The following is a 14179-nucleotide window of genomic DNA, read 5'->3' as shown; positions in this document are numbered from 1 at the left end:
CCGAGCGCGGTATCAGGCCTGGCGTGCCAGCCTGATGCCGCTGACCTGCCAGCGCGCCGTGGCGGGAAAGAAGTTGCGGTAGGTCAGCCGGGCATGATTGAGCGGCGTGGCCGATGACGATCCCCGCAGTACGTACTGGTTGACCATGAACTTGCCGTTGTACTCGCCCACCGCGCCCGGTGCCGCAGCAAAGCCGGGATACGGCGCATAGCTGCTGCTGGTCCACTGCCAGGCCACCCCGAAGAACTCGCGCCCCTGGCCCTGCAGACGGGCCGCCGCGTGCTCCCACTCGGCTTCGGTCAGCAAACGCGCCCCGGCCCAGCGGGCATAGGCGTCGGCTTCGTAATACGACAGGTGCACGACGGCACGATGCGGTTGCAGCGGCTGCAGACCATACTCGGTGAACTCACGCCATCGCCCGTTTCCGGCGGGACGCCAATAGAGCGGATGGTTCAGGTCCTGCTGCTTCTTCCACTCCCATCCCTCGGACAGCCACAAGCTGGCGTCCTCATAGCCGCCGGCCTCGACAAAGGCCAGGTATTCGGCATTGTTGACCAGCCGCGACGCGCACTGATAAGCCTCGACGAACTGGCGATGGCGCGGCGTCTCGTTATCGAAGCAGAAGCCGCTGCCGGCATGACCGATCTCCACCACGCCGGCGTCGATGCGGTGCCATTGCAATTCCAGCTCAACCGGATCGTTCAACTGCATGCTGGCCGGCAGTGGCTGGTAGGCCGGCTGCAGCGGATTGATCGACAACAGCACCTTGATGTCGGTCAGCATCAGCTCCTGGTGCTGCTGCTCATGCTGCATGCCCAGCTCCAGCAGGGCCAGGAAATCCTTCAGCTGGGCCTGCTGCGACCCCGTGTCCGGATCAGCGCCATCGGCCTCCAGCGCATCGATCAGCAACAGCATGCGTTCGTCCACCTGGGCCCGATAGGCCATCACTTCCTCCAGCGCCGGCCGGGTCAACAGTCCACGCTGCGGGCGCGGGAATTTTGCGCCCACGCCCTCGTAGTAGGAATTGAAGAGCATGCGGAACTGCGGATGGAATGGCGCAAAACCGGACTGGAAACGCTCCAGCAAAAAGGTCTCGAAGAACCACGTGGTATGCGCCAGATGCCACTTGATCGGACTGGCGTCGGGCATGGCCTGCACGCAACAATCCTCGGCCGACAGAGGCTCGGCGATCAGCTGCGACTGACGGCGCAGGCGACGGTAGCGGTCGCCCAGCCTTTCGCGCGGGCGATGGTTGAGTTGCTGGACGGCAGCGTCGATCACGGCATCGATGGTGGCGGCGGTGGCCGCCGCCGCGGATTCCGGGGCAAGCTGCCGCATGGACGGGTCCAGGGTAGTAAGGACTGAGGGCATCCGCTCTCCTGCAAAAAACCTGAAATTCAAGGGATGGGGCTCAACGCGCTCTTCAGCGCGCCTGGGCGTAACACACCGCAAACCAGCGCCGCGCATCGAACCACATCCGGCAGCCGCCGAAACCGGCCTGCTCCAGCAGGCCCAGGATGTCCTGCTCGCTGAACTTGTGGCTGTACTCGGTATGGATGCGCTCGCCCTGACGGAAGGTACGGCGCGCGCCGGGCCAGCGGACGATGAGGTCGCGCCTGGCCTCCAGGTGCATTTCGATGCGCTGGAAGCGGGCATTGTAGAAAGCCACATGGCGCCAGTCCCGTGCATTGAAATCGGCACCGATGAGCTCGTTGACGTGCTTGAGTACGTTCAGGTTGAATGCCGCCGTTACGCCCAGGGCGTCGTCATAGGCGGCTTCCAGCACGTGCGTGTCCTTGACCAGGTCCAGCCCGATCAGGATGCCACCCTCTTCGCTCGGCAGCGCCGACCGTACACGACGCAGGAAGGCCAGCGCCTGCTGTGGATCGAAATTACCCAACGACGAACCGGGATAGAAGAACAGCCGCTGTTGCGCATTCACTTCCGGCGGCAGTGTCAGCGTCGAGGAAAAATCCATCGCCAGCGGCTGCATCGGGATATCCGGGAAACGACGCTGCAAGCCCTGCACCGACTGGTGCAGGAAGTCGGTGGAAATATCCACCGGCACGTACTGCCGTGGCTGCAACGCCCCGAACAGCGACGCCGCCTTGGCGCAGTTGCCGGCGCCCAGGTCGATCAGGGTACAGCCGGTACCGACTGCTGCCGCCATGGCGTCCTGATGGGAGGCATAGATGGCCGCCTCGGTGCGGGTCGGATAATACTCCGGCAGATCGCAGATGGCTTCGAACAGCTTGCTGCCCAGGGCATCGTAGAAATACTTCGGCGAGATGTACGCTTCACGGGCGCTGAGCCCGGCCACCAGTTCGGCGCCGGGCTGGCTACAGTGCCCGCTACTGGCTTCTGCACGGGGCTGCCGGTGGTCGGCACAAATATCGGAATCGGAGCTATCCCAGCATGTGGGGATCAGTGCGGGTTGGGCCAAGCGTATCTCCTTGCCAATGACGGTGGGTGGATGCTGCTTCTCTGCGGATGGGCGCTACCGGCTTGGGTACTGTAACAGGCCGGGGCGGTCAGGCAATGGCTGACGGACAACTTTGCGATACACTTTGTCAGATCGTCCGGGGCTGCCGGGGCTATCCTCGGGGCTGTCCCGGGACTGTCTATACTGATGCCTGTTCCGACTAGGGCGCAGCGCGGTGGTTCAACGCGGCAATGAGATTTTCGCCCGCCCACCGAGGTAGCCCGATGGCAACAGGATCGTTGCCCACGGTCCCAAGTGTTATCCCTCCAGCGCGCTGGCCCCTAACCCCTGATCCCTGTCCATGTCTTCCACGCCGCCGCCTTCGCTTACCCATTCCGCACACCCGACCCAGTCCGCCGACACCGATCCAGACACCCGCCAGGCCAGCGCCACGGCGCGCAAGTCGGCGCTGGCGGCGCTGCGCGGCCTGCTGCCTTTTCTCGCGCCCTACAAGAAACAGTTCCTGCTGGCCGGCCTGGCCTTGCTGGTGGCCGCTGCGGCGACCCTGGCGGTGCCCTACGCCTTCAAGCAGATGATCGATCTGGGTTTCGGTGCGGCCGGCCCAGGTGCGGCCGGCACAGGCGCGGCCGGTAGCGCCGCCCACATCAATCTCTATTTCCTGGCCCTGTTCGGCGTGGCCTGCGTGCTGGGCGTGGCCACCGCGCTGCGCTTCTACATGGTGTCGTGGCTGGGTGAACGCGTTACGGCCGACCTGCGCAGCGCCGTCTATGCCCACGTTGTCACGCAGAGCCCGGAGTTCTTCGAAACCACCAAGACCGGTGAAGTGCTCTCGCGCCTGACCACCGACACCACCCTCATCCAGACCCTGGTCGGCACCAGCATCTCGATGGCCCTGCGCAATATCCTGCTGTTCCTGGGTGGCATGAGCATGCTCTTCATCACCAGCGCCCGGCTGACCTCGATCATCATCGTCATGCTGGCTGCCGTGGTCCTGCCCATCGTGTTCTACGGCCGGCGCGTGCGCAAGCTCTCGCGCGCTTCGCAGGACCGCGTGGCCGATGCCTCGGCCATGGCCGGCGAAATCCTCAACGCCATGCCGACGGTACAGGCCTTCACCCATGAGGAAATCGAAGCGCGCCGCTTCGGCCAGTCGGTGGAGCGCGCCTTCGAAACCGCCATGGAACGCATCCGCGCCCGCTCGCTGCTGACGGTGGTGGCCATCCTGCTGGTGTTCGGCGCCATCGTCTTCGTGCTATGGCTGGGCGCGCACGCGGTCATGCGCGGCAGCATGAGCGGCGGCGAACTCGGCCAGTTCATCCTCTATGCCTCGCTGGTGGCGGGCTCCCTCGGCGCGCTCTCGGAAGTGATGGGCGACACCCAGCGCGCTGCCGGCGCCACCGAGCGCCTGCTCGACCTGCTGGCCGCCCACTCACCGGTGCAGTCTGTGCTGCTGCCGGAAAAACTGCCACCGCGCACCGCCAACGGCGCGGCCCTGCACATCGCCGAGCTCGACTTCCACTATCCGTCGCGCCCGGAGCATGCCTCGCTGGCAGGGTTCTCGCTCGATGTGCGGCCAGGTGAAACAGTCGCCGTGGTCGGCCCTTCCGGCGCAGGCAAGACCACGCTGTTCCAGTTGCTGTTGCGCTTCTACGATCCGCAGCAGGGCAGCATCCACCTCGATGGCGTGGACATCCGCTACCTCACCCTGCAGGACCTGCGCAACGCCATCGGCATCGTGCCGCAGGACACCGTCATCTTCTCGGCCAATGCCATGGAAAACATCCGCTTCGGCCGGCCCGGTGCCAGCGATGCGGAAGTGATTGCCGCCGCCCAGATGGCCGCCGCCCACGAATTCATCGAACGTCTGCCTCAGGGCTATCAGTGCTTCCTGGGAGAACGCGGCGTGCGCCTGTCCGGCGGCCAGCGCCAGCGCATCGCCATCGCCCGCGCACTGTTGAAGAACCCGCCGCTGCTGTTGCTGGACGAGGCCACCAGCGCCCTCGACGCCGAATCCGAACGGCTGGTGCAAAGCGCACTGGAAGCCGCCATGGTGGGACGCACCACCCTGGTCATCGCGCACCGCCTGGCCACGGTGCAGCGCGCTGACCGCATCATCGTGCTGGAGCACGGCCGTATCGTCGAGACCGGCACCCATGCCGAACTGGTGGCCCGCGACGGTCTCTACGCCAGCCTGGCGGCCCTGCAGTTCGAGACCCAGAAGTAGCCAGTGGGCGGTGGCCGACGCGAAATCCTGAAATCCCCTAGACTGCGCATTTCGTTCGCCATCGACATGACAGGAGTTCCGCATGAGTAGCCAATTGTTTTCGCCGCTGAGCCTGCGCGGCATCACCTTGCCCAATCGCATCGCGGTGTCGCCGATGTGCCAGTATTCGGCCGAGGATGGCTTCGTCAACGACTGGCACCTGGTGCACCTGGGCAGCCGCGCCGTGGGCGGCGCCGGCCTGGTCATCATGGAGGCCACGGCGGTGGTCCCCGAAGGCCGCATCACCGCGGCCGACCTCGGTATCTGGAAGGACGAGCACATCGCCCCTCTGCGCCGCATCACCCGCTTCATCGAACAGCAAGGCGCGGTGCCGGGCGTGCAACTGGCGCACGCCGGCCGCAAGGCCAGCTCCCTGCGACCCTGGGACGGCCCGGCCGGCAGTGTCGCCGTGGCCGAGGGCGGCTGGCTGCCGCAGGCCCCGTCCGCACTGGCTTTCGACACCAGCTACACCGAACCGCAGGCACTCAGTGTCGAGGACATCGCCGCCCTGGTGCAGGCCTTCGCCGATGCCGCCCGACGCGCCCATGCGGCCGGCTTCAAGCTGATCGAACTGCACGGCGCCCATGGCTACCTGGGCCACCAGTTCCTGTCCCCGCTGAGCAATCGTCGCAGCGATCACTATGGCGGCTCCTTCGAGAACCGCATCCGCTTCCTGCTGGAAACCGTGCGCGCCACCCGTGCCGTCTGGCCGGACGAGCTGCCGCTGCTGGTGCGCCTGTCGGCCACCGACTGGGCCGAAGGCGGCTGGACGCCGGACGACACCGTGGCCCTCGCCGCCCGCCTGCGCGAGCTGGGTGTGGACCTGGTGGACGTCTCCAGTGGCGGCAACCTGCCGTCGGCGCCGATTCCGGTCGGCCCCGGTTACCAGACCGGCTTTGCCGCCCGCGTCAAGGCCGAGGCCGGTATCGCCACCGGTACCGTGGGCATGATCACCGACGCCATCCAGGCCGAACACGTGCTGCGCACCGGCCAGGCCGACCTGGTGCTGCTGGCGCGCGAACTCTTGCGCGCCCCCTACTGGCCCATGCAGGCAGCACAGCAATTGCGTGAAGACATCGCCTGGCCGCCGCAATACGTGCGCGCTGCCTCCAGCAAGACACCGCTGCGACCGGATGTGCAGTACGGGCGCAACGCCGACTGAAATTTCCTGTGGATAAAAAGAAAAATGCTGCCCGGTCGGATATCGACCGGGCAGCATTTTTTGTGAGACGCCGAAGCTGGATCTGCGTACCGCAGATCAGCCCGGACGACGCTTGTGACGGATGTATTCAATGATCCCCGGCAGGATGGACAGGATCACGATCACCACGATCAACAGGCTCAGGTTCTGCTTCACGATGGGCAGGTTGCCGAAGAAGTAGCCGGCATAGCCGAAGCTGGCCACCCAGGCGATGCCGCCGATGACGTTGTAGAGGAAGAAGCGCGGATAGGTCATCGCGCCCACGCCGGCCACGAAGGGCGCGAAGGTGCGCACGATGGGTGCGAAGCGGGCAATGATGATGGCCTTGCCGCCGTGCTTTTCGAAGAAGGCATGGGTCTTGTCCAGGTATTCCTTCTTGAAGATGCGCGAATTGGGCTTGTCGAACACCTTGATGCCCAGCATCTTGCCGATCTGGTAGTTGGTGCTGTCTCCCAGGATGGCGGCCACGATCAGGGTCAGTAGCATCAGATGGATATCGTAGGCACCGGTGGCAGCCAGCGCGCCGGTGACGAACAGCAGTGAATCGCCGGGCAGGATGGGGGTGACCACCAGGCCGGTTTCACAGAAGATGATCAGGAACAGGATCAGGAACAACCAGGGTCCGTAGGAAGCGGCCAGCTCGGCCAGGTGACGGTCGATGTGGACGATGAAATCGACCAGGAACAAGAGAATATCCATAAGGCCTGCAAGGGAAGTGGCGGAAAGTGGGCATTGTACCAACAGCCTGAGCCACCCCCGCCAAATTTGACGCAGCGCCGCATGCGCTGGCTTCCTCCGTTCAACGTCCCCGGCGCGGCGCTTCAGTCCGGCAGGCCATCGCCGGCCAGGATCATCTCGGCTGCGCTCAGCAGGTCACCCTGCAGCCCCTTGCGCGCCTTTTGCGGCGAGGCCTCGCGCAGGCCTTCCAGCAGGATCGCATGATGCTTCAGGGCCGGCGCTTCGGCCAGGCGGCGCGAACCGGCGCGCAGGTCGAGGTTGATCACCGGTCCCACCTGCAGCCACAGGCCGGCGATCAGGTCCACCAGGGTCGACATGCCCGAACCCTGGTAGGCGGCGAAATGCAGTTCCTTGTTCAAGCGGATGATCACATCGACATTGGGCTTCTTGCGCTGCATTTCCACCGACAGGGTTTCGTGCAGACGGGCGACTTCATCGAGCTCGTCCGGGCGGATGTGGCTGGCCGCGTGTTCCACCGCCAGCCCCTCCAGCGCCAGCCGTATCTTGAGCAGTTCGCTGAACTTGCCCTTGGTCATCAGCGGCACGCGCATGGCGCGGTTGGGGAGGATTTCCAGCGCCCCCTCGGCGGCCAGTTGACGCACTGCCTCGCGTACCGGCATGGGGCTGGTCCCCAGTGCATCGGCCAGACCCTTGAGCGTGAGCTTCTGGCCGGGCCGCACCTGGCCGGCCTGGATCAGTTCGCACAGGTCCTGATAGACCCGCTCGGACAGCGTGGCGTGCTGGATCTTGCGCACGGTGGAGAGGTCGGCAATCAGTGTCTGGTCCATGGCGATAGATGAAAATTTTTTGCGGATTATAGCGGAGCACTTCCGGCGAGCACTGTCCAGGAGCACTCCGGCACAAGCCGCGGACGCGCCTCACATTGCTGACCGATGCTGCTCAAGGCAGGCCGCATGCAGCCTTAAAGGGGCGACTGGCGAGAGGACGACAGCTATCCGTTCCTGATCCCGTCACCCATTTCGCTGCCTGCATGATCGGTTGACGCTACCGATTCTATCGAATACATTTGATCACATGTCAAATAAATGACATCGGCAGAACAAAAAATCGGATCAGCGCGGCGCCACCCCACAGCCAACAGTCTTGCGGCGGTGGCCGGCCCGCAGCGGTGACGGCCACCAGGAGACAGTTGCACCGGATGCATGCACAGCGCGGACAACAGCGCCTGCGTCATCTATCCCCCTCGTGAGGACAGGCTTGCCTGCCCTGCCCGCTCGCCGTTGCACACCTCGCCCATCTCCGGTTCTCTGCGCTGGCCCACCCGGCCGCTGCGCATGTTGCTGCGAACACGACCGACGGCCGCCATCCCAGTCCACTGCCCCGGTCACCCTGCTCGATACAAAGAACGCAGTTCCCAGGAGACACCGGCGCCCGCCGGATATTTAGGAGGATCGCACCATGGAGCAAGACCAGAGCACGTCCGGCAACAACGGCATCAACGACAACAGCGACAACAACGACAGCACCACCAGCAGCACTGCGAGTCCCGCCTCCCCGCGCCGCCGCCGCATCCTGCAAGCCGGCGCTGCCGCCATCGCGGGCGCCACGACCATGGGCTTTCCGGCCATCGTGCGCGCCCAGTCCGACAAGATCATCATCGGCCACCTGACGCCGCGCACGGGCTTTCTCGGTCCCATGGGCGAATACGCGGTCATGAGCATCAACCTGGCCGTGGAAGAACAGAACAAGGCCGGCGGCCTGCTGGGGCGCCAACTGACGCTGCTGTCGGAAGACTCGGTCAATCCGCCCACCGCCTCCTCCAAAGCACAGCGCCTGCTGGAGCGTGATGGTGCGGCGCTGCTGATCGGCGAGATTTCCTCGGCCTCGGCCTTGGGCATCGCCCAGGTCGCCCAGCGCAACAAGAAGCTCTTCATGAACACCGGCTGCAACTCCGACGAGCTGCGCGGCAAGAGCTGCAACAAGTTCATGTTCCACATCGAGGCCGCCAACTCCACCTACGTCAAGGCCTGTGGCCAGCAACTGCTGCAGAACGGCCTGATCAAGGGCAAGAAGCTGTATGCCCTGACCGCCGACTATGCCTTCGGCCATGACCTGCTGCGCACCGCCAAGGCATTCGTCGGCGCCAATGGCGGCACGATTGCCAACGACGAACTGGTACCCACCGATGCCACCGACTTCAGCCCCTACCTGCTCAAGATCCACCAGGCCAAGCCGGACCTGGTGATCTCCAACCTGGCCGGCAACCAGATCACCAACTTCATCAAGCAGTATTCCGAATTCGGCCTGCCCTTCCCCATCGCCGGCTTCGGCTTCGATACCGTGGCAGCCTGGGGTGCTGGCGCGGACAACTTCGCCGGAACCTGGCCCACCACCTGGCACCACGATGTCGACAGTCCTTCCTCCAAGGCCTTCGTGGCGGCCTTCATCAAGAAGTACGGCAAGCCGCCCGAGAACCAGGCCTGGGGCGAATACGTGGGCTTCCGCTCGGTCGCCCAGGCGATCGCCGAGACCAAGTCGCTGGACACCATGAAACTGATCGACTACTTCGAGAAGGGTGCCCAGATCGACATCCTCAAGGGCCGCAAGGGCGTCTATCGCGACTGGGACCACCAGCTGATGCAGGAGATGTACACCCTCTCGCCCAAACCCAAGGGGCGCGCCAAGGATCAGTGGGACTTCCTGCAACTGGGCGCGGCCGTGCCGGGACCGAACGCACCGCTGGATTCGATCGCCCCGACCATGCAGGAAAACGCCTGCAAGTTCAGCTGAACTTGCCCCGGACCACACCGCCACGCGGCCATGCCTGAGACCCGGGCGTGGCCGCCAGTCGCCTCACTTTCGCAAGGCCTCGGGCCGGAGTTGCAATGCAAATCGTTTTCCTGCTGGAACAAATCCTCAACGGATTGCTGGTCGGCGGCTACTACCTGCTGATCGCGCTGGGGCTGTCGCTGATCTTCAGCCTGGGCGGTATCGTCAACCTGGCGCACGGCGCCTTCTATGCCATCGGCGCCTATCTCGCCGTGGAGATCACCAAGTATCTGGGGTTCACCGGCGCGGTCTTCATCTCGCCGCTGCTGGTGGCGCTGCTGGGCATCCTGTTCGAACGCTTCCTGCTGCGCCGTTTCTATTCGGCCGATCCCATCCTGGGACTCTTGCTGACCTTCGGCCTGTCGATGGTGGCGGAACAGCTGATCCGCATCCTGTGGGGCGCATCGCCACTCCCGGCTTCGATCCCGGCGGCCTTCAAGGGCCAGATCATGGTGGGTGACTTCATGTACTCGCGCTATCGCCTGCTGATGCTGGCCATCGTGATCGTGGCGCTGACGCTGATCTGGCTGCTGCTCAACAAGACCTCCTTCGGCCGCGTGGTGCGTGCCGGCGTGCAGAAGCCCGACATGGTGGCGGTACTGGGCATCCGCCTGCAGCCCTACATGACGGCCATCGTCATGCTGGGCGTCGGCCTGGCCGCGCTGGCCGGGGTGCTGTTCGCGCCGATCTCGGGGGTGCAGCCGGCCATGGGGGCCGAGATCATGACGGCCGCCTTCGTGGTGGTGGTCATCGGCGGCCTGGGCAGCTTCTGGGGCGTGGTGCTGGCCGCCGTGCTGGTGGGCGTGGTACGCGGCATCACCATCCAGTTCTACGCCCCGGCCGGCGAGGCCTCGATGTACCTGCTGATGCTGCTGGTATTGATCTTCCGTCCGCGCGGCCTGTTGGGCGAGCGCATCGAACGCTTCGAATGAGACCGCGGCCATGAACCCTATGCTCTCCATGAATCCGAAACACCAATCCCTGTGGATCGGCGCCGCCGCGCTGGTCATCACGCCCCTGCTGCTGCCACTGCTGGGCCTGACCACCACCTCGGCCACCGACGTGGTCATCTACGCCATTGCCGCCATGGGCTTGAACCTGCTGGTGGGCTATACCGGCCTGACCTCGTTCGGTCACGGGGCGTGGTTCGGGGTGGGCGCCTATGCCGCCGCGCTGTCGCAGAAATACTGGTTCCCCGGCCAGATCGTGCTGCCGCTGCTGTTCACCATCGCTTTCATCGCCGTTTGCGCGGCACTGGTGGGCTTTTTGATCCTGCGCCGGCGCGGCGTGTATTTCTCGCTGCTCACGCTGGCGCTGTCGGCGCTGACCTTCGCGGTGGCCTTCCGCTGGACCGACTTCACCGGCGGCGAATCGGGGCTGGGCGGGATCGTGCGACCAGTGGTCGTCGGTATCGACCTGAACCAGTCGCTGGCCTACCTGGTCTTCGTCAGCCTGATCGCCTTCGCCGTGCTCTACTGTCTGCACCGGCTGATCCGCTCGCCGTTCGGCCACACCATCGTTGCCATCCGCGAGAACGAGCAGCGGGCGCGCTTCCAGGGCTACGCCACCATCGTCTACAAGCTGCAGATGTTCATCATCTCGGCCACCGTCACCGGCCTGGCCGGTGCTCTGCTGGCCTTCCACCACCGCTTCGCCTCGGCCGAGCCGACCTCGGTGGCCTTCTCCGGCGAACTGCTGGCGATGGTGGTGATCGGTGGCATGCGCAGCTTCCTCGGGCCGGCGCTGGGTGCGCTGTTCTACATCCTGTTCCGCGAATGCCTGTCGATCTGGACCGAGAACTGGCTGCTCTGGTTCGGCCTGGCCTTCGTCGGTTTCATCCTGTTCTCGCCCACCGGACTGGTCGGCATCTGGCGCCAGCTGCTGCGCCGCCTCAAGCCGCCGGCCGAAGTGGGCGCCGCGATGAGCGCGCGCCAGATCGTCGATGGCCTGCCGCTGCCGGACTTCCTGCAACCGCCGCCCCGGCAGGGCGTGGTCCTGGAAGCCCGCGACATCGAAATCCGCTTCGGCGGCATCCAGGCCGTCAAGAATGCGCAGATCGCATTGCATGCAGGTGAAATCCACGCCCTGATCGGCCCCAACGGCGCCGGCAAGACCACCACCTTCAACCTGATCTCCGGCATGTTCGCCCCGCATGGCGGCAGCGTGCTGCTCAACGGCCAGCCCATCCACGGCCTGCCGCCCAGCGAGATTTGCCAGCGCGGCCTGGCGCGCTCGTTCCAGATCACCAATCTCTTCAAGGGCCTGTCGATCTACGAAAACCTGCGGCTCTCTCTGCAGGCGCGGCATGCGGCGCGCTACAACATGTGGCGCGATATCGACAGCTATCCCGAGATCCATGCCGAGACCGCCGAACTGATGCGCTTTCTCGGGCTCAAGGGCATCGACGACATCGAAGGCGGCGCCCTCTCCTACGGCGGGCAACGGCTGGTGGACCTGGGCATCGCCCTGGGCTCCAAGCCCCAGGTGCTGCTGATGGACGAACCCCTGGCCGGCCTGGCCGCTGCCGAACGTGAACGGGTCTCGCGGCTGGTGCAGATCATCGCCGCCAACATCCCGGTGCTGATCGTGGAACACGACATCGACCGCGTGCTGGGTTTCTCGCAGCAGGTCACCGTGATGAACCAGGGCAGCGTGCTGATGGCTGGCACACCCGAACAGGCCCGCGCCGACCAGCGCGTGCAGGAAATCTACACCGGTCACGGCACCCCGCCGGTCACCGGCCGCAGCAGCGGCGATGCGCAGGAGCGGGCGCAGTTGCTGGCCTTCGAGGGCGTCAATGCCTACTACGGCAAGAGCCACATCCTCAATGACGCCAGCCTGGAGGTGCGGCAGGGCGAGATCGTCGCCCTGCTGGGCCGCAACGGCGCCGGCAAGTCCACCCTGCTCAAGACCCTCACCGGCCTGCTGCGCCCGGCCTCCGGCACCATCCGCTATGACGGTCGCGACATCGCCGGACTGTCCGCCCCCGACATCGCCCGCCTGGGCATCGGCTACGTACCGCAGGGGCGCGGCCTGTTCGCCGGCATGACCGTGGCCGAGAACCTGGCGCTGGGCCGACTGGCGCGCAAGAACGACAGCAGCAACGGCGTGGCCTGGAGTGAAGAAAAGATCTTGCAATACTTCCCGCGCCTGAAGGAACGTCTGCACACCCATGCCGATTTCCTCTCCGGTGGTGAGCAGCAGATGGTCGCGGTAGCCCGGGCGCTGTCGGGCAACGTCAAGCTGCTGTTGCTGGACGAACCCTTCGAAGGCCTGGCCCCGGCCGTGGTGCAGGAACTGTTCACCGTCTTCGACCAGTTGCGGCGCGAGGTTTCCATCGTCATCGTCGAACACAACCTGGACCTGGTGCTGGCCCTGGCCGACCGCGTCTTCGCCCTGGAGCGCGGCGCCGTCTTCCACACCGGACCGGCCGAACCGCTGCTCAACGATCTCACCTATCGCAAGAAAATCCTCTGGCTCTGAGCCAGCACTCTCCCTCCCGCAACAAGGACACTGCACCATGGACCTGAATCTGAAAGACCAGAAAGTCATCGTCACCGCCGGCGCCCAGGGCATCGGCCTGGCCATCACCGCCGCCTTCGTCGAGGCTGGCGCCCACGTCCACATCTGTGACGTCAGCGAAGACTTCCTCGCCAGCGCCCGCCGCCAGTTCGCCGGCGCCCCCGTAAGCTACAGCCTGACCGACGTCACCAGCGAGACCCAGGTCGATGCGATGTTCGCCGACCTCAGCCAGCGCTGGGGCGGTGTACTGGATGTCCTGGTCAACAACGCCGGCATCGCCGGCCCCACCCTGCCGGTGGAAGACGTCGAACTGTCTGGCTGGGACCAGACCATCGCCGTCAACCTCACCGGCCCCTTCCTCTGCACCCGGCGCGCCGTACCGATGCTGAAGAAGAACGGCGGCGGCTCCATCGTCAACATCTCCTCGGTGGCCGGCCGCCTGGGCTTTGCCCTGCGCACGCCCTACTCGGCCTCCAAGTACGGCGTCATCGGCCTGACCGAAACCTGGGCCATCGAACTGGGGCCGTCCAACATCCGCGTCAATGCCGTGCTGCCGGGCGTGGTCGAAGGAGCCCGCCAGGAGCGCATCGTCGCCGCCAAGGCAGAGGCCTATGGCATCGAACATGAAGAAATGCGCCAGCGCCTGCTCTCCAAGGTCTCTCTGCGCAAGATGGTCACGGCGCAAGACATCGCCAACCAGATCATCTTCATCTGCTCCCCGGCCGGCGCCTCCATCAGCGGACGCAGCCTGTCGGTGTGCGGCAATGTCGAAGTATTGAGCTGAGGAGCCGTCATGAGTGAAAAGATCGCCGTCATCGGTGCCGGCCTGATCGGCCGTGCCTGGGCCATCGTCTTCGCCCGCGCCGGCTACCGGGTGGACCTGTGGGATGCCGTCCCGCAAGCCCTGCAGGGTTGCCGGCAACTGCTGCAGGACAACCTGGCCGACCTCGCCAGCCATGGCCTGATCGACGAAACACCGCAGACCGTGCTGTCCCGCATCCACACGGCAGACAGCCTCGCCGCCGCCCTGCAGGACGCCATCCTGGTCCAGGAAAACGTCAAGGAAACGGTAGACGTCAAACGCGCCATCTTCGCCGAGATGGACAGCCTGGCCGCCCCGCAGACCATCCTCACCAGCTCCACCTCGTGGATCCCCACCTCCGCCTTCTCGGAGCACCTGCCCGGACGCGACCGCATCCTGGTCGCCCACCCTGTCAACCCG

11 protein-coding genes are annotated in these 14179 nt (G+C 65.3%); 7 read left to right on the top strand and 4 right to left on the bottom strand.

The window, feature by feature from the left end:
- Positions 1-12 precede the first annotated feature (12 nt).
- Together egtB and egtD are read right to left on the bottom strand one after the other, a co-directional pair.
- The gene (egtB, locus tag HBH1_RS20715) at positions 13-1371 is read right to left on the bottom strand and encodes an ergothioneine biosynthesis protein EgtB (RefSeq protein WP_369878636.1); all 1359 of its coding nucleotides are present in this window, start codon (positions 1369-1371) and stop codon (positions 13-15) included.
- A 52-nt stretch (positions 1372-1423) separates the two neighbouring features.
- On the bottom strand, positions 1424-2443 hold the full coding sequence (gene egtD / locus HBH1_RS20710) for an L-histidine N(alpha)-methyltransferase (RefSeq protein WP_102664186.1): 1020 nt from the start codon (positions 2441-2443) through the stop codon (positions 1424-1426).
- A 340-nt stretch (positions 2444-2783) separates the two neighbouring features.
- Between egtD and HBH1_RS20705 the strand changes: the two genes are divergently transcribed.
- Positions 2784-4667 (top strand): ABC transporter transmembrane domain-containing protein, encoded by a 1884-nt coding sequence (locus HBH1_RS20705; protein ID WP_369878635.1) that lies wholly within the window; start codon positions 2784-2786, stop codon positions 4665-4667.
- Between the two features lie 82 nt (positions 4668-4749).
- A complete protein-coding gene (locus HBH1_RS20700) occupies positions 4750-5868 on the top strand; it encodes an NADH:flavin oxidoreductase/NADH oxidase (protein ID WP_102664184.1) in 1119 nt (372 codons plus the stop codon).
- Positions 5869-5964: 96 nt separating this feature from the next.
- On the opposite strand, the gene HBH1_RS20695 is transcribed toward HBH1_RS20700, so the two are convergent.
- Both HBH1_RS20695 and HBH1_RS20690 read right to left on the bottom strand, forming a co-directional pair.
- Complete coding sequence (locus HBH1_RS20695; RefSeq protein ID WP_039876006.1) at positions 5965-6606, bottom strand: DedA family protein; 642 nt, start codon at positions 6604-6606, stop codon at positions 5965-5967.
- Positions 6607-6728: 122 nt separating this feature from the next.
- The gene (locus HBH1_RS20690; protein WP_102664183.1) at positions 6729-7433 is read right to left on the bottom strand and encodes a GntR family transcriptional regulator; all 705 of its coding nucleotides are present in this window, start codon (positions 7431-7433) and stop codon (positions 6729-6731) included.
- Positions 7434-8064: 631 nt separating this feature from the next.
- Between HBH1_RS20690 and HBH1_RS20685 the strand changes: the two genes are divergently transcribed.
- The 5 genes from HBH1_RS20685 to HBH1_RS20665 all read left to right on the top strand — a co-directional run.
- Positions 8065-9396 carry an ABC transporter substrate-binding protein gene (locus HBH1_RS20685; protein ID WP_102664182.1) on the top strand — a complete coding sequence of 444 codons (1332 nt, stop codon included), beginning with the start codon at positions 8065-8067 and terminating at the stop codon, positions 9394-9396.
- Positions 9397-9491: 95 nt separating this feature from the next.
- Complete coding sequence (locus HBH1_RS20680) at positions 9492-10367, top strand: branched-chain amino acid ABC transporter permease (protein ID WP_102664181.1); 876 nt, start codon at positions 9492-9494, stop codon at positions 10365-10367.
- A 28-nt stretch (positions 10368-10395) separates the two neighbouring features.
- A complete protein-coding gene (locus HBH1_RS20675; RefSeq protein WP_102664180.1) occupies positions 10396-12918 on the top strand; it encodes a branched-chain amino acid ABC transporter ATP-binding protein/permease in 2523 nt (840 codons plus the stop codon).
- Between the two features lie 37 nt (positions 12919-12955).
- The gene (locus tag HBH1_RS20670; protein ID WP_102664179.1) at positions 12956-13741 is read left to right on the top strand and encodes an SDR family oxidoreductase; all 786 of its coding nucleotides are present in this window, start codon (positions 12956-12958) and stop codon (positions 13739-13741) included.
- Between the two features lie 9 nt (positions 13742-13750).
- On the top strand, positions 13751-14179 hold a 429-nt coding region (locus HBH1_RS20665; protein ID WP_158243313.1), incomplete at its 3' end, for a 3-hydroxyacyl-CoA dehydrogenase NAD-binding domain-containing protein.

The sequence above is a fragment of the Herbaspirillum sp. BH-1 genome (assembly GCF_002870055.1).
In the GTDB taxonomy this organism is placed as follows: Bacteria; Pseudomonadota; Gammaproteobacteria; order Burkholderiales; family Burkholderiaceae_D; genus Herbaspirillum; species Herbaspirillum frisingense.
This window is presented reverse-complemented; position numbering and strand designations above follow the sequence as displayed.